At 63.2% G+C, this 21,249-nt stretch carries 19 protein-coding genes and 1 pseudogene; 14 read left to right on the top strand and 6 right to left on the bottom strand.

The window, feature by feature from the left end; genetic code table 11:
• Window positions 1-12: 12 nt before the first annotated feature.
• Together ACYG97_RS28995 and ACYG97_RS28990 are read right to left on the bottom strand one after the other, a co-directional pair.
• Entirely contained in the window at window positions 13-1,542 is a 1,530-nt protein-coding gene (locus tag ACYG97_RS28995) for an ABC transporter substrate-binding protein (RefSeq protein WP_023686913.1), read from the bottom strand.
• A 112-nt stretch (window positions 1,543-1,654) separates the two neighbouring features.
• Window positions 1,655-3,229 (bottom strand): phytoene desaturase family protein, encoded by a 1,575-nt coding sequence (locus ACYG97_RS28990; protein ID WP_023732285.1) that lies wholly within the window; start codon window positions 3,227-3,229, stop codon window positions 1,655-1,657.
• Between the two features lie 119 nt (window positions 3,230-3,348).
• Between ACYG97_RS28990 and ACYG97_RS28985 the strand changes: the two genes are divergently transcribed.
• From ACYG97_RS28985 to ACYG97_RS28965, 5 genes are read left to right on the top strand one after another with little or no spacing between them, the layout of a single operon-like run.
• Complete coding sequence (locus ACYG97_RS28985; protein ID WP_023682742.1) at window positions 3,349-4,140, top strand: cyclase family protein; 792 nt, start codon at window positions 3,349-3,351, stop codon at window positions 4,138-4,140.
• Window positions 4,141-4,154: 14 nt separating this feature from the next.
• Entirely contained in the window at window positions 4,155-5,726 is a 1,572-nt protein-coding gene (locus ACYG97_RS28980; RefSeq protein WP_023732286.1) for a phytoene desaturase family protein, read from the top strand.
• Window positions 5,726-6,208, top strand: a complete 483-nt coding sequence (locus ACYG97_RS28975) for a MarR family winged helix-turn-helix transcriptional regulator (protein ID WP_023667791.1) — start codon at window positions 5,726-5,728, stop codon at window positions 6,206-6,208. Before ACYG97_RS28980 ends, ACYG97_RS28975 begins: the two co-directional genes overlap by 1 nt.
• 44 nt (window positions 6,209-6,252) lie before the next feature.
• Window positions 6,253-8,406: a thiamine pyrophosphate-dependent enzyme gene (locus ACYG97_RS28970; RefSeq protein WP_023732287.1), complete on the top strand. Its 2,154-nt coding sequence runs from the start codon at window positions 6,253-6,255 to the stop codon at window positions 8,404-8,406.
• The gene (locus tag ACYG97_RS28965; RefSeq protein WP_023732288.1) at window positions 8,399-9,991 is read left to right on the top strand and encodes an indolepyruvate oxidoreductase subunit beta family protein; all 1,593 of its coding nucleotides are present in this window, start codon (window positions 8,399-8,401) and stop codon (window positions 9,989-9,991) included. Before ACYG97_RS28970 ends, ACYG97_RS28965 begins: the two co-directional genes overlap by 8 nt.
• Before the next feature lie 131 nt (window positions 9,992-10,122).
• On the opposite strand, the gene ACYG97_RS28960 is transcribed toward ACYG97_RS28965, so the two are convergent.
• Window positions 10,123-11,019, bottom strand: a complete 897-nt coding sequence (locus ACYG97_RS28960; RefSeq protein ID WP_023667788.1) for a LysR family transcriptional regulator — start codon at window positions 11,017-11,019, stop codon at window positions 10,123-10,125.
• Window positions 11,020-11,246: 227 nt separating this feature from the next.
• Here ACYG97_RS28960 and ACYG97_RS28955 point away from each other — a divergent pair, with 227 nt between their 5' ends.
• The 5 genes and pseudogenes from ACYG97_RS28955 (at window position 11,247) to ACYG97_RS28935 (ending at window position 13,774) form a co-directional block, all read left to right on the top strand.
• Window positions 11,247-11,981, top strand: coding sequence for an SDR family NAD(P)-dependent oxidoreductase (locus tag ACYG97_RS28955; RefSeq protein WP_023699875.1), 735 nt, complete (start codon window positions 11,247-11,249; stop codon window positions 11,979-11,981).
• A gap of 50 nt (window positions 11,982-12,031) precedes the next feature.
• Window positions 12,032-12,253, top strand: a pseudogene (locus tag ACYG97_RS28950) (SDR family NAD(P)-dependent oxidoreductase); the annotation flags it as partial.
• A 7-nt stretch (window positions 12,254-12,260) separates the two neighbouring features.
• The gene (locus ACYG97_RS28945; RefSeq protein WP_460221621.1) at window positions 12,261-12,380 is read left to right on the top strand and encodes an SDR family oxidoreductase; all 120 of its coding nucleotides are present in this window, start codon (window positions 12,261-12,263) and stop codon (window positions 12,378-12,380) included.
• 32 nt (window positions 12,381-12,412) lie between these two features.
• Window positions 12,413-13,012: an NADPH-dependent F420 reductase gene (locus tag ACYG97_RS28940; protein WP_023732290.1), complete on the top strand. Its 600-nt coding sequence runs from the start codon at window positions 12,413-12,415 to the stop codon at window positions 13,010-13,012.
• A 129-nt stretch (window positions 13,013-13,141) separates the two neighbouring features.
• Window positions 13,142-13,774, top strand: coding sequence for a class I SAM-dependent methyltransferase (locus tag ACYG97_RS28935; protein ID WP_023732291.1), 633 nt, complete (start codon window positions 13,142-13,144; stop codon window positions 13,772-13,774).
• A 270-nt stretch (window positions 13,775-14,044) separates the two neighbouring features.
• On the opposite strand, the gene ACYG97_RS28930 is transcribed toward ACYG97_RS28935, so the two are convergent.
• Both ACYG97_RS28930 and ACYG97_RS28925 read right to left on the bottom strand, forming a co-directional pair.
• Window positions 14,045-14,638, bottom strand: a complete 594-nt coding sequence (locus tag ACYG97_RS28930) for a DJ-1/PfpI family protein (RefSeq protein ID WP_023732292.1) — start codon at window positions 14,636-14,638, stop codon at window positions 14,045-14,047.
• A 161-nt stretch (window positions 14,639-14,799) separates the two neighbouring features.
• On the bottom strand, window positions 14,800-15,498 hold the full coding sequence (locus tag ACYG97_RS28925) for a GntR family transcriptional regulator (RefSeq protein ID WP_023732293.1): 699 nt from the start codon (window positions 15,496-15,498) through the stop codon (window positions 14,800-14,802).
• Between the two features lie 172 nt (window positions 15,499-15,670).
• Here ACYG97_RS28925 and ACYG97_RS28920 point away from each other — a divergent pair, with 172 nt between their 5' ends.
• From ACYG97_RS28920 to ACYG97_RS28910, 3 genes are read left to right on the top strand one after another with little or no spacing between them, the layout of a single operon-like run.
• Window positions 15,671-16,900 (top strand): iron-containing alcohol dehydrogenase, encoded by a 1,230-nt coding sequence (locus tag ACYG97_RS28920; protein WP_023732294.1) that lies wholly within the window; start codon window positions 15,671-15,673, stop codon window positions 16,898-16,900.
• Window positions 16,901-16,958: 58 nt separating this feature from the next.
• The gene (locus ACYG97_RS28915; RefSeq protein ID WP_245260732.1) at window positions 16,959-18,407 is read left to right on the top strand and encodes an NAD-dependent succinate-semialdehyde dehydrogenase; all 1,449 of its coding nucleotides are present in this window, start codon (window positions 16,959-16,961) and stop codon (window positions 18,405-18,407) included.
• Complete coding sequence (locus ACYG97_RS28910; RefSeq protein WP_023732296.1) at window positions 18,404-19,231, top strand: alpha/beta hydrolase; 828 nt, start codon at window positions 18,404-18,406, stop codon at window positions 19,229-19,231. The genes ACYG97_RS28915 and ACYG97_RS28910 overlap by 4 nt, the downstream gene beginning before the upstream one ends.
• A 323-nt stretch (window positions 19,232-19,554) precedes the next feature.
• On the opposite strand, the gene ACYG97_RS28905 is transcribed toward ACYG97_RS28910, so the two are convergent.
• Entirely contained in the window at window positions 19,555-20,451 is an 897-nt protein-coding gene (locus ACYG97_RS28905) for an NAD(P)/FAD-dependent oxidoreductase (RefSeq protein ID WP_023732297.1), read from the bottom strand.
• A 123-nt stretch (window positions 20,452-20,574) separates the two neighbouring features.
• On the opposite strand from ACYG97_RS28905, the gene ACYG97_RS28900 reads away from it, so the two are divergent.
• The gene (locus ACYG97_RS28900) at window positions 20,575-21,204 is read left to right on the top strand and encodes a TetR/AcrR family transcriptional regulator (protein WP_023732298.1); all 630 of its coding nucleotides are present in this window, start codon (window positions 20,575-20,577) and stop codon (window positions 21,202-21,204) included.
• The last annotated feature ends 45 nt before the right edge of the window (window positions 21,205-21,249 follow it).

Raw genomic sequence — 21,249 nt, 5'->3', positions numbered from 1 at the left:
CACAAGCCGATATCAGGCCGGGGTCATCAGCGCCGGCAGCAGCGCGCCGGACACATGCTGCACCACGTTGACGCCCTTGGCATGCACGATAGGTTGCGCATACTGAATCAGCGGCAGCACATAGGCCTGCTCGGCGATATACTTGTCGACAGCCTTCCAGCCGGCGATGCGCTTGGCCTCGTCCTTCTCGCCCCAGAGCGGATTGATCATGTCGATCAGGTCCTGGCTGTCCCACACCGAGTGCGGGCTCGGCCCATACATGGCAAAACCAGTCGACGTTGTCGGATCGCCGATGGCATTGCCCCAATTGTAGAAGGCGGCCGGCGCCAGCTTGTCGGCGGCGCGCAGTTCATAGTGCTTGGCGATCTCGTAGACCTCGATCGTCGCCTCGATGCCGACCTTGCGCCACATGCCGACGATTGCCTGGATCATCTCATAATCCTTGGGCTTGAAGCCCTTGGTCGTCTGGATGGTGAACTTGACCGGTTTTTCCGGCGAATAGCCGGAAGCCGCGAGCAGCTCCTTGGCCTTTTCAGGATTGTGCTCGACCTTGATCGAGGCGTCGAAGGCCGTGTACTCCGGGGTCTCCAGCGTAGCGATCGGCTGGCCATAGCCGCGCAGCAGCCGTTTGACCAGAAGCTCCTTGTCCACAGCCATGACGGCGGCCTGGCGGACGTTCTTGTCCAGCATCGCTTCGATGTCATTGAAGAAGATCATGCCGATGTCGGAAACGGGCTTGCACGAGCCGGCAAGCCCGTCCTTGGCGATCAGCCGGTCATACTCTTCATAGGGGACCTCCAGCGTCACCTGCGAGGAACCGGATTCGATCTCGGCAACGCGGCTCGCCGCGTCGGTGACGAACTTGATCGTCACATTCTCGAAGGCCGGCTTGTCGCCCCAATAGTGCGGGTTGGCCTTCAGTCGGAGGAAAGCATTTCGCTCGAATTTTTCCACCATGTACGGGCCGGTGCCGATCGGCGCCTTCTCGAAACCTTCCGCGCCAACCTTCTCGTAATAGGCCTTCGGCAGGATGTAGCCGGTCAGGAACGACATCCATTTGAAATAGACCGGATCGAACTGCACGACGTCGCCGGTGATCTTGTTGCCGTCGATCTTGAAATTGTTGACGTTCTTCCAGACGAACTGGATCGGATTGCCGGTCTTTTCGTCGCCCGCCCGCTGCAGCGACCAGACCACGTCCTCGGGCGTGAAGGGCGAGCCGTCATGCCAGGTCACGCCTTCGCGCACCGTCATCGTCACCTTGGTGCGATCCTCGTTCCAGCCCCATTCGGTGAGCAGGCCAGGCGCAAAGGACAGGTCCGGCTTTTGCGGAATGAACTGGTCGAACACCGACTGGTAGAGACCCTGGATCGTCGGGTTGACGGCCGAAGGTCCGGTGGTCGGATCCCAGGACGGCAGATTGACGTTGTAGGCGATGGTCAGCTCGCCCGCTGCCGCCTTGGCGATCTCAGGCAGGCCGATCGCCGCCACCCCAAGTGCCGCGGCACTGTATCCCAGCAATTCTCGTCTGTTGATTGTCATGGTCGTTCCCCTTGTTGGTTTTGTTGTCTTTGCGCGGCACTATCAGTTTATCGATCCGGGCTTCGTGGGCAGCAGCGCCTTGCCTCTCGTCGCCTTCATGAAATCTTGCGAGCTACCTCCCGCCAAGCTGTTGCGCGAGCATGAAGCCGGAGGCCGCGCCGGTGCCGGCGCCGGGCCATGTCGCGGCGCCTATGAGATGCAGATTGCCGACCGGCGTGTTCCAGCCGGCATAACCGCGCGCCGGGCGGAACAGGAAATTCTGTGCCAGATGGTGGCTGCCGCAGACCTGGTCGCCGCCGACGAGATTGGGATTCTCGCGCTCGAGGTCGATGGGTGAGAACACCGCGCGGCCGAGGATTTTTGTACGCAGGCCGGGCGCGTAGGTCTCGATGATGTCGAGCACGCGCTCGGCGTAGACGTCCTTGACCTGATCCCAGTGCGCGGGCGCGATCTTGCCGGCCGCATCGCCCAGGATTTCGGCGGGCAGCATGCGCACCTGCACCCACAGCACATGCTTGCCCTGCGGCGCGCGTGACGGATCGACCGCTGTCGGCTGGCCGACGACCAGCACCGGTTCGTCCGGCAGCATGCCCGCCATCGCCTGCTGATAGGCGCGCGACATCGCGTCGAGCGAGGGCGACAGATGCACATAGGCGAACTGCCGCAGCTCGGCCCCGGCGCGCCAGTCCGGCAGGTCGTCGAGCGCCAGATGGATCATCATCGTGCCCGGCGCGTGCCGGAACTTCTGCATAGCCGTGTCGAAGCCGGTGTCGCCGGAACCGTTGGGCAGCAACTTGCCGGTCAGCGCCCTGGGCGCGACGCCGGCAATGACCGCCTTCGTTACCGTATGCGTCTCACCGGACGCAAGCCGCACGCCGGTCGCCTTGCCGGCGGAAACGGTGATTTCGGCAACCTCTGTCCCTGTGACGATCTTGCCGCCCGCCGAGGTGACCATACCTGCCAGCGCCCGGATGATCGTGTCGGCGCCGCCCTTGCCTAGCACCATGCCAAAGGTCTGGTTGGCCATGGATTCCAGATAGGGGAACACGGCGCCGCCGGCGATGTCGGGTGCAAAGTCGAGATGCATGCCCCAGGTGGCAAGCGTTGCCCGCACATGCGCGGACTCGAAATTTTCCTCCAGCCAGGCGCGAGGCGATGACAACAGCAGCCGTCCCGTATCGAGCGCGCCGGACATGCCTTTCTTGCGCCACAGGTTCCAGGCGGTGCCGGCAAGCGCACGCGCACTCATCGGCGATCCCAGCAGCCGGAACAGGTGCTCGGCTTCACCCGGAAAGGCGGCGACCAGTCTACGCCAGGTCGCGGCATCGGCGGCGGAGAAAGCGGCCATGCGGCCGGTGGTTTTTTCCAGATCGTTGCTGACGCCGAACCAGCGTCCGTCCGGGAAGGCGCTGGCAAAACAGTCGGCGACCGGCGCGAACTCAAGACCCTGTGCTTTCAATTCATTTGCATATTTCCGGTGGAAGGCGGAGCCGGCGAACAGGCTCAGATTCATTGCACCGAAATCGTGCCGGAAGCCGGGAAGCGTGTATTCGTGGGTCTGGACGGCGCCACCGATTGCTGCGCTGCGCTCGAAAATCCCGGTTTTCCAGCCTTTGAGCGCCAGATGCGCGGCGCATGCCAGACTGTTGTGGCCCGCCCCGACGAATATGGCGTCAAACTCGCTCACGCCCCGTTCCCATTTCCTTTATGCTTAAAGATAATTGCAGATGCATATGTTTTCGTCTAGTAGGATATTAAGGGCCGAGACGAGCCTTGATCTTCACCATAAAGAGGGAACTTCAGACCATGGACACGCAAAAACTCCTCGGCGAAGTCGCCGGCCAGCTGCTTTCAGGCGCCATCAGGGTGGTCGACCTCTCTGCGCAACTCGGACCCGACACGCCTCTTATCAAGCTGCCGCCGGAGCTTGCCGTCGACACGCCAAAGGTCGAGATCCATAACATCTCCCGTTATGACAAGAACGGCCCGTGGTGGGCATGGAACTGGCTGAAGCTTGGGGAGCATTCGGGCACGCATTTCGATGCGCCGCAGCATTGGATCAGCGGCAAGGATTATCCGGACGGCGCCACCGACACCATTCCGGCGCAGAACTTCGTCGGCCCGGTCAATGTCATCGACTGCTCGAAGGAAGCCGCCGCCGATCACGATTTCCTGCTCACCGTCGACCACATTAAGGCGTGGGAGGCCAAGCATGGCGCCATCAGCCCTGGCGAGTGGGTGGTGATGCGCACCGACTGGTACAAGCGCAATGGTTCGGAGGCTGAGTTCCTCAACGCCAATGAGACCGGCCCGCATACGCCAGGTCCGACGGCCGAAGCCATCCAGTATCTGATCAGCAAGGACATCAAGGGCTGGGGCTCGGAGACGATCGGCACCGATGCCGGCAAGGCCGGCGGCATGGAGCCGCCATTCCCGGCGCACACGCTGATGCACAAGGCCAACCGCTATGGCCTTGCCAGCCTCTGCAACCTCGACCAGTTGCCGCCAAAAGGCGCCATCCTGATCGCCGCACCGCTCAAGATCGAACATGGCACCGGCAGCCCGATCCGCGCGCTGGCGCTGGTGTCGAAAGGCTGAGAAAGCACGCTGAGGTGAGCCAGCCGGATCACATCATCGTTGGCAGCGGCATCAACGCGCTGGTCTGCGCGGCGATGCTTGGCGGCAAGGGCGCGAAGGTGCTCGTCCTCGAGCGCAACGACCGCATCGGCGGCTGCATGCGTACCGAGGAGATCACCGCGCCCGGCTTCATCCATGACGTGATGGCGACCACCTTCGTGCTGTTCATCACCTCGCCGGCCTTTGCGGCATTGGGCAGCGATCTCGCGCGGCACGGGCTGGAGTTCTGTCACACCGGCACGCCAACCGGCGTGCTGCGGCCGGACGGCAGCCATGCCGTGCTCACCACCGACCGCGCCGCCAACGTCGCTGCAATCAATGCGATCGCCCCCGGCGATGGCGACCGGCACGCCGACGATGTCGGCAGCATCGAGCGCAATGCCGGCCTGCTGTTCGGCCTGCTCGGCGGCAGCCTGTGGTCCTATCCGACAGCCAAGCTGTTGGCCGGCGATGCCTGGCGGCGCAGCCCGCGTGGCCTTGCCGCTTTTCTGGGTGAGGCACTGGTGCCGGCGCGCAGCTGGTTGGAAAGCACCTATCAGTCCGAGACAATCCGCGCGCTGTGGGCGCCCTGGGTGCTGCATGCCGGGCTTGGACCGGAAGATGCTTTCTCAGGGCAGATCGCCAAGGTCATTGCCTTCGCGCTGGAAGCGGCCGGGGCGCCGATCGTCAAGGGTGGAGCGAAGACCCTGCTCACCGCCTTCGAAGCTCTGATAAGGGAACGTGGTGGCGACATCCGTACCGTCGCCGATGTCGCCTCGATCGTCCAGAGCGGTGGCCGCGCGACCGGCGTACGGCTCGCCTCGGGCGAAACGATTACAGCAAACAAGAGCGTCATCTGTTCGGTCACGCCGACGCAGCTTTACCACCGGTTGCTCGGCAGCGAGGCTCCCAAGGCCGATGTCGAAGCGACACAGAAATATCGCTACGGCAAAGGCAATTTCCAGATTCACTATGCGCTGAACAAGCCGCCGGCATGGCGCGGTGCTGGCCTGGACCAGGTGGCATTGTTGCACCTGACGCCGGGGCTCGATGGCGTCTCGAAAGCCTGCAACGAGGCGGCGCGCGGCATGCTGCCCGAAGTGCCGACCATCTGCGTCGGCCAGCCGCATGCGCTCGATCCGTCGCGCTGCCCGGAGGGCAAGGCGATCCTGTGGCTGCAACTGCCCGAGGCGCCCAGGCACATCAAGGGCGACGCCGCAGGCACGCTGCATGCACCGGCTGACGGACAATGGACCGAGGCGCTGCGTGAAGCCTACGCCGACCGCGTCGAAACCATTCTCGCCAGCCACATCGATGGCTTCAAGGGCAGCGTGATTGCGCGCCGCGCCTATTCACCGGCCGATCTCGAAGCGATGAACATCAATCTGGTCGGCGGCGACCCGTATGGCGGGTCGTCCACCATCGACCAGTCGTTCCTGTGGCGGCCGTTCAAGACCAGCCGCAACCATCAGACCGGCATCAAAAACCTCTATCACATCGGCGCCTCCACCCATCCGGGTGCAGGGCTCGGCGGCGGCTCCGGCTTTCTTCTGGCGGGCAGGCTGTGATGGAGCAGAAGGTCGCAGAAAAACGCCAGCGCATTTCGACGCTTGGCCAGATCGGCCTGCAGCAATTCGCGCCCTATCTGATGAACCGCATCATGGGGCGCTACAACGCCACCTTGCGCGACGATTTCCGCAAGCAGGGCCTGACCATTCCGCAGGTCCGCACGCTCGCCGTGCTGTCGGTCACCGACGGTGTCACCGTCAACGACCTCTCGGTCTACACCGTCATCGAGCAGTCGACCTTGAGCCGCACGCTCGACACGCTGGAAGGGCAAGGCTTCGTGCGGCGCGAGCAAGGCGTCACAGACAGCCGCATCCGCCATGTCTTCCTGACCGATGACGGCCGCGCCGAGTTCGCGCGCGCCTGGCCGGCAATGCATGACGCGTTCGAGGCGATGTTCGACGATGTCGACGACGCCGAATACGCGGCGCTGATCGCCACATTGCAGAAGATGCTGAAGAACATTCGCAAGCACGACATCTAGACGTTAGGCGCCGGCCGCACCGCCGGCAACGGAAGGTTGGAAAAATGGCCGAACGCTCTTTTGCCAAGGAAGTCGAAAAACTCAGGCTCGGCGCCGGCGAGGAATTTGCGGGCGAAGGCATTCTCGCCATCACCAAGGCGCTGCTGCAATGCGGCGTCGGCTATGTCGGCGGATACCAGGGCGCGCCGATCAGCCATCTGATGGACGTGCTGGCCGACGCACAGGAGATTCTGGGCGAACTCGGGGTGCATTTCGAGGCGAGCGCCTCGGAAGCCACCGCCACCGCCATGCTCGCTGCCTCGGTGCATTACCCCATCCGTGGCGCGGCGACCTTCAAGTCGACTGTCGGCACCAATGTCGCGTCCGACGCGCTGGCCAACCTCGCCTCCGGCGGCGTAACCGGCGGCGCGCTGATCATCGTCGGCGAGGATTATGGCGAGGGTTCCTCGATCATGCAGGAGCGCAGCCATGCCTTCGCCATGAAAAGCCAGGTCTGGCTGCTCGACCCGCGCCCGAACCTGGCTTCGATCGTCAAGGCGGTCGAGGATGGCTTCGAGCTATCCGAGGCGTCCAATACGCCGGTGATGCTGCAGGTGCGCATCCGCTGCTGCCACGTCCACGGCCATTTCATCGCCAAGGACAACAAGCGCCCGCCGATGACGGTGGCCGATGCGCTCGACGCGCCGCGCCGCGACACCGGCCGCATCGTGCTGCCACCCGCCTCCTTCCTGCACGAGAAGGAGAAGGTGCAAAAACGCTGGCCGGCGGCTGTCGATTTCATCGCGAGGAACAAGATCAACGAATTCTTCGGCTCGGATCACGGTTCGGTCGGCATCGTCATGCAGGGCGGCATGTACAATTCGGTCATCCGCGCCTTGCAGCGTCTCGGCCTTGCCGACACCTACGGCGAGACGGATGTGCCGCTCTATGTGCTCAACGCCGTCTATCCCCTGATAGACGATGAGTTCCTGTCTTTCTGCGAAGGCAAGCAGGCGGTGCTCGTGGTCGAGGAGGGCCAGCCCAACTACATCGAGCAAGCCTTTGCCGCCATGCTGCACAAGGCCGGGCGCGGTACCAGGCTGGTCGGCAAGGAGTATCTGCCGATGGCCGGCGAATATACCGGCCAGGTCATGCTCGACGGCATCGGCGCCTTCCTGCGCGCCGAGGCCTCGCATCTCTTGCCGGGCGAGGTGCGCGCGCCCAACAAGGTCGGCGACGGCGTCGACACCGCCGACCTGATCAATGTCGTGCCGGGCCGTCCGCCGGGCTTCTGCATCGGTTGCCCGGAGCGGCCGATCTTTGCCGCGACAAAGCTGGTCGAGCAGGAACTCGGCAAGCACCACATCGCCTCCGACATCGGCTGTCATTTGTTCTCGATCATGCCGCCCTTCGAGCTTGGCGCCACCACCATGGGTTACGGGCTCGGGCCGGCCTCGGCTTCAGCCTTCAATTCGCCCGACGCCAAACGGAGGTCGATCTCCTTCGTCGGCGATGGCGGCTTCTGGCACAACGGCCTGACCTCCTCGATCGGCAACGCGGTGTTCAACAAGAATGACGGCGTCATCGTCATCGTCGACAATTTTTACTCCGCCGCCACCGGTGGGCAGGACATCCTGTCGTCGCGTGCGGGCAACAAGACCAAGTCGACCAAGCATCCGATCACCGAAGCGGTGAAGGGCATGGGCGTCAAATGGCTGCGCCACATCGACCGCACCTACGATGTCGGCAAGATGCAGGACACGCTGCGCGAGGCGCTGACGACGGAGGAAAAGGGACCAAAGGTCATCGTCGCCTCTTCCGAATGCATGCTCAACCGCCAGCGTCGCGAAAAGCCGCTGGTCGACAAGGCGATCAAGGGAGGGACCCGTGTCGTCAAGCCGAAATTCGGCGTCGACGAGGACATCTGCACCGGCGACCACGCCTGCATGCGGCTGTCCGGCTGCCCGTCGCTGTCGGTGAAATCGCTCGACGATCCCTTGCGTGACGATCCGGTGGCATCGATCGACCAGAGCTGCGTCGGCTGCGGCAATTGCGGGGAGGTGGCGGACGCCGCCGTGCTGTGCCCATCCTTCTACCGCGCCGATGTCGTGCACAATCCGGGCCGCTGGGACCGTTTCCTGGAAAGCGCTCGCCGCGCCGTGATCGGCCTGATGCAGCGCCGCCGCGAGAGCCGTAGGTTGACGTTCGCCGATGCTTGACCAGGCTTCGCCCTTGCGCCCGAAATCCGGTGCCGCCGATACCGAGCCGGTGATCAAACTCGCTTTGCTCGCGGTCGGTGGCCAGGGCGGCGGCGTGCTCGCCGACTGGATCACCGATGTCGCCGAGCGCAATGGTTACGTCGCGCAATCGACCTCCGTCGCCGGCGTCGCCCAGCGCACCGGCGCTACGATCTATTACGTCGAGATGGCCCGCGACACCGGCCGGCTGCCGGTCTTTGCCCTGTCGCCTTCGCAGGGCGACGTCGACATATTGATCGCCGCCGAGCTGATGGAAGCCGGCCGCGCCATCATCAGGGGCTTCGTCACGCCCGATCGCACCACGCTCATTGCTTCTTCGCATCGCATTGCGGCGGTGTCGGAAAAGATCGAGCCGGGTGACGGCCGGGCCTCGTCTTCCAAGGTACACGCGACGGCGGAAGCTGCATCGAAACGCTTCATCGCCTTCGACATGGAAAAGATCGCCGCCGACAATGGCTCGATGATCTCGGCCAGTCTGCTTGGCGCGCTGGCCGGCTCCGACGCATTGCCGTTCACGCGTGAAAGCTATGAGCAAGCGATCGGCGCCGGCGGCCGGGGCGCGAAAGCCAGCCTCGCTGCCTTCGCCGTCGCCTACGACCGCGCGCGCGGTACGACGGCCCCCGCGCCACAGCCGGCAGAACCGGCCACGGTCGACCCCGCTCCGGGTGCAGGGCGCGTGAGCGGTCCGCAGAACCTGCTGCAGGGTTGGCAGGCGCTGGCCGCCCGCATCGACCTGATGCCCGCGGCGGTGCGCGACATGGCGCTTCGGGGCCTGAGAAAGGTCGTCGACTACCAGGACATCGCCTATGGCCGCGACTATCTCGACCGGTTAGACAAGGCCGTTGCGCTTGATGATCCCGGCCATGCCCATGCATTGTCCATCGCTGCCGCCAAGCATCTGGCCAACGCCCTGTGCTATGACGACATGATCCGCGTCGCCGATCTCAAGACTCGCTCGACCCGCGCCCAGCGCGTGCGCCGCGAGGTCGGCGTCAAGAACGGCTCCATCCTGCAGGTGACCGAGTATTTCCATCCGCGCATCGAGGAGTTCTGCGGCACCTTGCCGGCGGGGCTGGGCAACTACATTGAGAGCCGGCCGAAACTCGCTGCTTTCCTTGATCGTCGCATCAACCATGGCCGGCGCATTCGCACCGACAGCTTTGCCGGCTTTGCGGTCCTCTGGTTCATCGGCGGCCTGCGCCGCTGGCGACGGCGCCTGTTGCGCCACAAGGTCGAGACGGCGCATCTGGAGCGGTGGTATGCATTGGCAATTGGATATGTGCCCCAGGATTACGCGCTCGCCGTCGAAATCCTGAACTGCCGCCGGCTGATCAAGGGCTACAGCGACACCCACGTCCGCGCCCAGTCCAAATTCGATCGCGTGCTGTCGGCGCTCGATCTGGTCAAGGGCCGCGATGACGCTGCCGACTGGATCAGACGGTTGCGCGAAGCTGCGCTGAAAGACGAGAAAGGCGACATGCTCGATGGCGCGCTGAAGACGGTGGCATCGTTGTCTGATCATGGTGTGGGAAGAGGTCGAGCTTAGGCTGGTACCTCTACGCTACTGCCGCCGTTTCCTACTCCCACTGGATTCGCGGATTGAACACGCCGCTTCAGGCGATCGCAGCTCGGCTTCCACCCGGATGCGGGAAGCGTTGCCGGCGGACCTGCCGGGCGTCAGTCGCGCGATATGGACAGCCCCGAGAGAAGCGGAGCGTACGCGGCGAGCCTGCGGGATACGAACTCCGTGAAGAGCCGCACCCGCTTCGTCTTGCGTGTCTCGCCTTGCGTGAGAAGCCACAGTGTCCCATGCATGGGCACGTCGATCCCCGGCACCCTCACCAGCAGGGGGTCGGCATCTCCGACGAAGCACGGCAGTTTCGTTATCCCAATCCCCTGGTGCGCCGCGATGATCTGCGTCTCGGCGTCAGGTGTCCTGAACGGTACTCCCGTGACGTGAACTTCTCCCTCGCGCGCCCAGTCCGGAATTCCATGATTGTCTATGCCTATCCACCGGATGGGATCAGGCGTGCCCGCACGCCACGCGGCTAGTCGATCGCGAGACATGTAGACGCCGCTGAACAGCTCCGGTCCCTTCAGGCCGTGAAGATTGAGCGGCAGGGTCTTGCGGTCGGCGACAATGCGGATCGCGACGTCGGCCTCTCGGTTGGTCAGATTTGCCAGCTCACCGGACGACAAGATTTCCATCTCGATGTCGCGATGCAAACGCGCGAAGTCGGCGAGATCCGGCATGAGCAGGTGTGTGGCGAGGAACGGTGGAAGCGTCACCCGCAAAAGCCCGCGCGCGCTCTGGTCACGACCGAAGACTCGCGTCTCCAGCTGGTGCGACGACGCTTCCATCTGGGTCGCGAGATCGAGGACCTCTTCGCCCGCAGCCGTCAGGCGGTAGCCGGAAGGCAGCTTTTCGAACATCTGCGCCCCGAGGCGTTCCTCGAGCTGAGCGATGCGTCGCAGCACGGTCGAGTGGTTCACACCGAGGTGTGCGGCGGCGGCACGCACCGAGCCTACGCGCGCGGCAGCAAGAAAGTAGCGAACGTCATCCCAGTCGATCATGGTGCATTCCTGCGCAGCGAAGTGCGGCTTGCAAAAGCCCATACTAACACGATCAGCCGTAAGTTCGTGCGGTCATCGTGGCGTTCAATCATCTACTGGATCGTTTTCGCACCAGCGATGTGCGCGATTGCGCACTCACCGCCCGACTTCGGCGAACCCATCTTGAGGCTCTCGCGGGACTTTCCCGTACAGCCAAAGACACGAGACGGCGAAACGAAGGATGCATCATGAACAGACTGAATGGAAAGACCGCTGTGATAACCGGCGGCGCTACGGGCATCGGCCGCGCCGCAGCCAAGCGCTTTATCGAGGAGGGCGCCTTCGTCTTCATCTTCGGCCGCCGGCAGGAAGCGCTCGACGCCGCCGTGGCTGACCTTGGGCCTAATGCCCGCGCGGTTATGGGCTCGGTCTCGGATGAGGCCGACCTCGACCGACTCTACGCTGCGGTGAAGGCCGAGCGCGGAAGCCTCGACATCGTCTTCGCCAATGCCGGGGCGGGAAGCCCGCTTCCGCTCGGCCAGATCACCGCCAGGCACATTGACGAAACCTTCGACACCAATGTGAAGGGTACGATCTTCACGGTCCAGAAGGCGCTGCCGCTGATGAGCCAGGGCGGTTCGATCATCCTGACCGGGTCGAGCGCCGGCACCACGGGCGCTCCGGGGTTCACTGCCTATAGCGCGAGCAAGGCGGCAGTGCGCAACCTGGCGCGGACCTGGGCGGAAGACCTGAAGGGCACCGGCATCCGCGTAAACGTGCTGTCGCCCGGAGCGACGGCGACCGAACTCGCGAAGGAGGCGTTAGGCGAGGAAGGCCAGAAGGCCTACGGCGCGATGACCCCGCTCCAGCGCATGGCCGATCCGGCGGAGATCGGGGCCGTGGCCGCCTTTCTCGCGTCGCCGGACAGCAGCTTCATGACCGCCAGCGAGGTCGCCGTCGACGGCGGCCTGGCTCAACTCTGACCCCCAGCGCGGTCCGTACCTGGCCCGTGCGCAACGAAAGACAAAGAATTATGAAAAAACTCGAAGGCAAGATCGCAGTCATCACGGGCGGAAGCAGCGGGATCGGATTGGCCACAGCCAAGCGCTTCGTAGAAGAAGGAGCGCGCGTCGTGATTACCGGGCGAAGAGAGAAAGAGCTGAACGAGGCCGCAGCCTTCATCATGAAAAGCGTTACGACGGTCGTGGGTGACGTGTCGCTCCTGGAAGATCTGGATCGCCTCTATGCCGTCGTAGATCCCAATGGGTTGCAGGGGCAAACCAGAGGAAATCGCTGCTGCCGTCACGTTCCTCGCCTCCGATGAAAGTTCTTTCGTCACCGGCGTGGATCTCGCCGTCGATGGGGGCATGGCGCAAGTCTGACCCCGGCATTAGCACCAGATCGGAGAAATACTATGAACTATGCAATCGTAGGATTCGGCAATATCGGACGGGCCCTTGCCAAGGCGTTTGCCCGAAACGGCATCGAAGTTTCCGTTGCAACCACACGCGACCCGGAAAGCTTTGCCGCCGATGCGGCCGCGATCGGACCCACCATCATCCCCAAAAAACTGGCGGAAGCCATCAAGGCGGACATCATCTTTTTGGCTGTCCGCTTCGAGGCGCACCCGAATGTTGCGAAGGCGCTCCCCACCTGGCAGGGGAAGACGATCATCGATGTGACCAATGCCTATGGCGTGCCCCCTGAGGAACTGGGAGGACAACCTTCTTCCAAGTTAATCGCGCAGGCCTTCTCTGGCGCAAAACTGGTCAAGGGCTTCAACCATCTGGTCGCCCCGGTGCTTGATCAGGATCCGGCCGTACATGGTGGCCGGAGGGTCGTGTTCTTGGCAAGCGACGATGATGCTGCCGCAACACAGACTGGGGAGCTTGCGGAAAATCTCGGTTTCGCGCCGATTAAGCTTGGCGGGGTGTCGGAAGGTGGCCTGCTGGTCCAGGCGCGCGGAAACAGCTGGGGTCATCTGATCTTCAAGGACTTGGTCAAATTCGACTGACGAGCGCGACGTCCCCGGCAAAGAGACGACGCACGCGATCGGAACTCGGATCGGATCAAGCCCGATCCGATCCGAGCAAATGGAGAAATCAGTATGAGCACCCAGAAGAATATCCACTAGGAAATTTCGATGTACGACCAATCCAAGGTGTCCGATTTAATCCGGTTCGCACGAATCGAGGCGGGCTCCACCGTGATCGACGTTTACCCTGGCGACGGAGACTGGACGCGCCTCTTCTCCGACATCGTCGGATCAGAGGGGCGGGTCTACAGCTTCGTGCCGGCCGAAGTCGCCCACTTCAAGAACGATCCGGTCGGCCTCATGCGAACGCTCGCGAAGGAGCCGAGCCGAGAGAACGTCGAAGCCACCTCGGCGGATCTCGTCGCGATGCCGGAGATTACGCAGCCAGCCGATGTCATGTGGTTGCACCTGTTCTACCACGATCTTCACACCGCCTTGATCCAGAAGAAGGGTGCGGCGGCGGCCGACTTCAATCGAGCTGTCTACAAGCGGCTGAAACCCGGTGGGTCCTACGTTATCGTCGACCACGCCGCCGCCACTGGGTCGGGCACGAGCGACACCCGGTCGCTGCATCGGATCGACCCTGCATTCGTCCGCGAGGAGGTGGAGGCGGCCGGCTTCGTACTGGACGCGGAAAGCACCGTGCTCGCGAACAAGGATGACCCGCATTCGATCAAGGTGTTCGATCCCGCGATCAAGGGCGAGACCGATCGCTTCGCGTTTCGGTTCGTGAAGCCCTGACAGCTCCCGGGCGCCGACTTCATGTCAACCTCCCATTGAGTCCATCAACTCGGGTTCGCACCCGTCAAGCTGGGAAAGCTCAACGAGGATGGCGCGCTGGTGCACGCACGCGATGCGGCAGCGCCTTGAAGGCGTCCGAGGTGATGATGGCACAAGGTTCTGGAGCACACCTGCCGCAGGTTCCAGATCTGAACTTGATGAAATGACGGAAGTCGCCGCGCCGTTGAGGGAGCCGGCGCATCCCCTCAGGGATGCGCCGGGACAAACGGTTCAAGAATGGTGGATTTCCGTTCCCAGCACCTTCAGGCATTCACGGATGAACGCCGCAAGCGCGGTCCAGCCTTTGGCTGAAACCATGGTCCCATCGACATAGGCGTCGGTGGGAGACAAATCGATATAAGTGCCGCCGGCAAGCGTCACCTCCGGCTCGCAAGCGGCGAGCGCCGCCACCTTCTTGCCGCGCACGACGCCGTCGACCGCGATCAGAATCTGGACGCCATGGCAGATCGTGAAGATCGGCTTTTTTGCCTCGTGGAAATGGCGCACCATTGCCTGTATCCGCCTGTCGGTGCGGATGTATTCGGGGCCACGACCGCCGGCGCAATAGACAGCGTCGTACTGGCTCAGCTGCTTCTCGGCGTCGGCGAAGGTCTTGTTGATCAGCGCGTTATGGCCGGGCTTTTCGGTGTAGGTCTGATCGCCCTCGAAATCGTGCAGCGATGTCTTGATCATGTCTCCGGCGCTTTTGTCGGGGCACACGACATGAACGGTGTGTCCCACCGCTTCCATCGCCTGCTGATAGACGAAGATTTCATACTCCTCGGTGAAATCACCGGTCAGCATCAGGATTTTTTTGGCTGGCATGTCTTTTCCTCTCGGCTTGTTTCAGGGGCGAGGTGCACTGCGCGCCTCGCTTCCCGGGATCGAAATCGGCTCAGAACGGGGAATAGAATTCGTAGGCGGCAGGCTGGGCGGACAGCGGCGCGCCGCGCTTGAGGGTGCCTCTGACAAGCAACATCGCCAGGCTACTCGAACGCAGGCAGGAGCCTGTCCCGCGAATTTTCGATGTGCGCACGCATGGCTTTTTCGGCGGCGTCCGGATCGCCCGCGGCAAAGGCAGCGAGAATAGCCTCGTGCTCGTCGAGCGCCTCTTCGGTCACCCTGGAGTGATACATCAGCCGGAAGATATGGAAGTGGGTATGCTGGTGATTCAGTGTCTCGCGAATGAGTTCGTTTTGGGCGAACTCGACGATCTTGTCGTGGAAGATGGCATCCTGACGGGCGAAGTTCGAATAGCGCAGGCGTTCGTCTTTCCCCACCCGCCGAGCCATGACGCCGGCCGCCTCCTGCAGCGCGGCAAGGCGCTCGCCGTCCATTGTTGCGGTGGCTTTGGCCGCGGCGGCAGGTTCAAGCAATAGACGCAGCTCGTAAAGCTCGTCGAAGCGCCGGCGGGTGATTTGTGGGGCGGCGCGATAGCCGATCAGGTGGGTTTTCAGAACCAGCCCTTCCCCCTCCAGCCTGCCAAGCGCTTCACGAATGGGGGTATGCGAGACGTTGAATTCCTTGACGAGATTGTCGACGGTGATGCGCGATCCCGGAGCAATCCTCAAAGACATGAGCTGCGCGAATATTGCTTCGTAAACGTCGCCAGCCAGGCTGTTGGCGCGCTGAATACGACGGGTCGCACGGGCTTCATTGTCAACCGTCAGGTCCGTGTGCTGCATCGTTTGCCTCTTGACAGAACCACCCACTAACATGATGCTTCGCGAAACTCAATCCTATATCCTATACGATTTTATGGGGATATCGCATGATCATGACCTGCAGCGCCGAGGTCGGCCTCTGGCACGAAGCCAAGCCTGTCGGCTTCCAATCCGTCTTCGCAGGATTTTGTGCATGAGCTTGTTTGCAGCGGCGCGCCTGCCGAGCGAGATTCTGTTTGGCAAAGGCCAGCGCCATGTCCTGCCTGCCATTGCCGCCAGACATGGGCGGCGTGCGTTCGTCTGTACCGATGAGCGCTTCGCGGCGACGTCGCAGTTCGCCGAGATTCTGGCTGGCTTGCACAACGCGGCGATCGAGGCGCTGGTCTTCGACCGAACGCTGCCGGATGTGCCGCGCGACAGCGTCGCCACCTGCATTGCGGAGGCGAAGGGTTTCAAGCCCGACATGGTGATCGGAATCGGGGGCGGCAGCTGCCTCGACATGGCCAAATGCGCTGCACTTCTGCTCAGCCATGGCGGCAAGCTCGAGGACTACTATGGCGAGTTCAAGGTACCCGGCCCTACCCTTCCGGTAATCGCAGTGCCGACGACGGCTGGAACAGGCTCCGAGGTGACCCCCGTCGCCGTGATCTCCGACCCGGATCGGACGCTGAAAGTGGGTATCGCCAGTCCGCATCTCATCGCGGCAGTGGCGCTTTGCGATCCGGATCTGACGGTGACCTGTCCACCGTCCTTGACGGCGATCGCCGGCGCCGACGCGCTGACGCACGCAATCGAGGCCTATACAGCGGCCAAACGCGGCGTCGACCCTCATTTGCCGCAACAGCACGTGTTCATCGGCAAGAGCGCTCTGACCGACCATTTCGCGCTTCTGGCCATCAGGCTGCTCGGCCGCAGTCTCGAAAAGGCATATCGCGACGGATCGGACGAGGATGCGCGCGCCGACGTCATGATGGGAGCGCTGGCCGCCGGTTGCGCCTTCGGTACGGCGGGAACGGCCGCCGCCCATGCGGTGCAGTATCCCGTTGGCGCGCTTACCCACACCCCGCATGGCCTGGGAGTGGCCACGATGCTGCCCTATGTGATGACCTACAATCTGGCCGCAGCAGCCGCGGAGATTGCGGAAGTCGGCGCTGCTCTTGGCCTTTCCCATCAGGGCGGCGGCGACGCCGATGCCTTGGCGCACGCCACCATCCGTGAGGTGAGCCGGCTGTTTGGCGCCATCGGCATCACACCGACATTGGCCGAACTGGGTCTTCCCGAAGACAAGATCGACTGGACGGCTGAGCAGGCGCTGGGCATCGACCGGTTGATCAAGAACAATCCCCGCCCGTTCGACCTTGCCGCGATGCGACGGCTGGTCAGGGCTGCTTATGACGGCGACATGTCCGCCACCATGATGTGACCGACCAGGAGTTCATCCAATGAACATTGCCGCAGGCATATCCGACGAGGATCAAGATATGTTCGACTACGCCACGGTCTCGCACGGTCTCTACATTGGCGGACGCTGGCGGCCTTCATCGGAGGGTCGCGTGATCGAAGTGGTCGATCCCTCGACCGAAGCCGTGATCGCTGCGGTTCCCGACGCCACGCTCGCCGACGCCACCTCCGCCGTCGACGCGGCCGCAAAGGCGGCGGCCGGCTGGCGCGAGACCCCGCCACGCAGGCGATCGGAAATCCTGCGGCGCTGCTTCGAACTGATGACCGAACGGGCGGAGACGTTGGCCGCGCTGATCTCGCTGGAGAACGGCAAGGCGCTGCGCGATGCGCGCGGCGAAGTCGCCTATGCGGCGGAATTCTTTCGCTGGAACGCCGAGGAAGCGGTCCGCATCAACGGCGAGTTCGGCCTTGCGCCCTCGGGCGCGAACCGGATCATTGTCGACTACCAGCCCATCGGCATTTGCGTGCTCATCACGCCATGGAATTTTCCGGCCGCCATGGCGACGCGCAAAATCGCGCCGGCGCTGGCGGCCGGCTGTACGGTGATCCTGAAGCCCGCCAGCGAGACACCGCTGACGGCCTATGCGCTTGCGGCGCTCTACGAGGAAGCCGGCGTGCCGCCCGGCGTCGTCAACGTCCTGACGACCTCGACCCCCGGACCGGTGACGGCGGCCATGCTGGCCGATCCGCGCGTGCGAAAGCTGTCCTTCACCGGCTCGACCGGCGTCGGGCGCGTGCTGCTGGCCGAAGCCGCAAAGCACGTCATTTCCTGTTCCATGGAGCTTGGCGGCAACGCACCCTTCATCGTCTTCGACGACGCCGACCTGGAAGCCGCCCTCGACGGTGCGATGGTTGCCAAGATGCGCAACGCCGGCGAAGCCTGCACGGCCGCCAACCGGCTTTACGTCCAGGCCGGCATCCATGATGCCTTCGCGGAAGGCTTGAGCAAACGCATGGCGGCACTCAACCTGGGCCCGGGCACAGACTCAGACACAGAATGCGGGCCGATGATCACCAGGAAGGCTGTGCACAAGATCGACCGGCTTGTGCAGGACGCCGTTGCCCGCGGCGCCAAAATCCTGTGTGGCGGCGGCGTATCTGAAGGCAGAGGCTTTTTCTATCCGCCAACGGTGCTCAAGGACGTGCCGGCCGACGTTGCCATGGCTCACGAGGAGATCTTCGGTCCCGTGGCGCCGATCAGTCGCTTCGACAGCGAGGCGGAGGTCATCGCCAAGGCCAACGACACAGAATACGGTCTCGCGGCCTACATCTACACGCGCGACCTGGCCAGAGGAATGCGCGTGGCATCAAAGATCGAGTCGGGCATGATCGCGCTCAACCGCGGCCTGATGTCGGATCCGGCGGCGCCCTTCGGCGGAGTCAAGCAAAGCGGGTTGGGGCGAGAAGGCGGCCAGAAGCATGGCGTTGCCGAGTTCATGGAGGCCAAGTACATCGCCGTGACCCTGTGAGCGGACATCACGCCAAAGATCCGTTTCGCATTCGCGATCATGTGGTCGAGTTCGACGACATGGTCGCCGAGATCGTTCGCAGAAGCGAGGACACCAGGGCGAATGTTCCCATGGTCGCCGATGTCGCCTACGGGGCTGACGCCACCGAAACCGTGGATCTGTTCTTTCCCGAGGGCAAACGGGACCGCCTGCCGGTGCACATGTTCATCCACGGGGGCTATTGGCGCATGTTCTCCAAGCGCGACTATTCCTACGTCGCCGAGACCGTTACGAACGCAGGTGCGATCGCGGTCATTGTCGACTACGCGCTGATGCCGACCGTCAGGATGGCCAGGATCGTCGACCAGGTGCGCCGCGCCAAGCGATGGGTATTTGACAATGTCGCACACCATGGCGGCAATACCCGCCTGCTGACCGTTAGCGGTCATTCCGCCGGTGCGCATCTGGCAACAATGCTTTTCGGCGGTGACGAGCGGGCTTCCGGCATCAAAGCTGCGCTGCTGCTTGGCGGCCTTTACGACCTGAAGCCATTGCAGATGTCGTTCCTTGCCGCCGAGATCGCGATCACCGACGAGGAGGCCCGCCGATTCTCGCCCATCGATCACAGTTTCGATCCATCCGTGGGCGTAGATATCTTGGTCGGCGCCGATGAAACGCCGCCGTTCCACAGCCAGGCCGCACTCTTCACGGACCACCTTGACACACAGGGACTGACTGTTTCGCGCACGACCCTTGGCGGGGCCAATCACATGAGCAGCGTCCGTGACCTTGGCTTGGCTGGTACCGAGGCCTCGTCACTGCTGGCCCGCGTCGTGGCCGCCTGAGACTTCCGCCAGAAGCGCTGCTGGACGCGACCGTTCTGCAAAGTAGCGTCGCAGCATCGGGTACCGACAGCGGTGGCGAATCTCCCGCCACCGGTCCCCATACCGTAAGCCCGCCGTCGATGTCGACGTCGACGTGGTTCATGCTTTCCAGCGTGATTGAGCTTGATAACCGATGTCGGCGATCGCCGTCATGCCGGCAGCGCAGTTGAGTTCTCAAAGCCAACCGGCCAAAGATGCCCCTCAGAGGAGAGCGGGCCGGCGTTCCGTAACCTCGCCTTCAGAATACGATAGCCGCGGCACCCCGGAGAAGGGAATCTGCGCTCTCACACCAGCATCGACTGCTGGGCGAAGATGCCCGCCATCGCGCCGTGCGATATTGCCAGGGTGACCGATGGCGGCGTGAGGGGGTTGGCGAGGTCGCCCGCGGCGTAGATGCCGGGCATGCTGGTTTCGCGGCGCTCGTCGACCTTGAGGATTACGCCGAGGGGCGTATCGACCGTGGCGAGGCCCAGTGATTCGTGCAGGCTTGCGGACGGCTTGTTGCGCGGATGCGCGAACAGGATGTCGACCGCGACATTGGGGCCGGTATCGAGCTTGACGGTGGCGTTATGCCCCCCGTGATGGCCGATCTCGCTGATCCGGCCGTCGACGACAGGTATGTTGCGGCGCGCCAGACCGGCCCGGATATCGGGCGGAATGTCGTGACCATCAGCGAAGACCGTCAACCTGTCGGTCCAATCGTGGAACAGCCTGACCTGATTCATCGACTGTGGGCCGGACCAGACGAGGCCCCAATGCTGGCCGGCGACTTCAAAGCCGTCGCAATAGGGGCAGGGCACGATGGACGTGCCCCAACCTTCGGCAAAGCCCGGAACATCAGGCATCTGGTCGGCGACGCCATAGCTCAGGATCAGGCGGCGCGCGCCGAGGCTTCCGCCATCGCCAGTGAGGACGGAGAAATCGTCGATGGCCCCGGAGAGGCTGTCGGCCCGGGCATTGACCAGCTTGATCGTGGGATAGCGCGCCAGCTGCCGCCGCGCCTCGGCCAGGATGTCCAGCGGTGGCTTGTGATCGTGGCCGAGCAGGCCATGCGAGTGGCCGGCGAAGCGGTTGCGCGGCAGGCCGGTATCGAGAACGGTGACCTTACGGCGGGCACGGCCGAGTTGCAGGGCACCGGCGAGACCGGCAAAGCTGCCGCCGATGATGATGACGTCATCCATGATGGGCTCCGTGTTGTGGATGAGGGGCTGGTTGGACCAAACCTACCCATCGGCTTGCGCATTTCAGAAACTACATGGTATCGTAATCCAAGAATTAGGATACTGTCAAGGACTGGAATTGTCGTGACCGAAAATAGCCACGGCCGGCGCGGCCGGCCCGCCAACGAGGCGCTTGGCCAAACGATACTCGACGCTGCGTCCGAACTCTTTGTGGAATTGGGTTTTCAAGCGACCACATTGGACAAGGTCGCCCAGCGGGCGAAGATATCCAAGCTCAGCATCTATCGGCATTTCGAGAACAAGGAGGCGCTGTTCAGCGCGGCCATCTCGGCCGGCTGCCATCAGTTGTTTGCGCCACTGGCCCTTCTTGAAGGCGTCGGCGGTTCGGTCGAAGATCAGCTCATGGCGGTGGGATCATCCCTGCTTCGGACGCTGTTGAGATCAGACGTCCGCAGTGTCGAAGCCATGGTCATGGCCGACCAGACGAATCCAAGGTCGTTAAGCAAGCTCCATTTCGAAGCCGGCCCCGCCCATGTCATCGCCCAAATCGAGGTCCTGTTGCGTCAGTTGCACGCGAAGGCGGTTCTGAACGTGCCCGATCCTCTCCGGTCCGCCCGCTTGTTTGCCGCGCTTTTCAAAGGATCCGATCTTTTGATTATCGCACGCTTCGATGAGGCGAGAGCGGCGGACGACAACGAAATCGAATCCTATTGCCGGTCGGCCGTCGCCATGTTCATCGCTGCGCACGGCTAGCAGTCCGCCCTGCCCGCTAATCATTGTATTTCTGCGAAATACTCC

This window comes from Mesorhizobium sp. W067 (assembly GCF_054719525.1).
The sequence above is the reverse complement of the archived record's forward strand: the minus strand, read 5'-3'. Positions and strand labels throughout refer to the sequence as shown.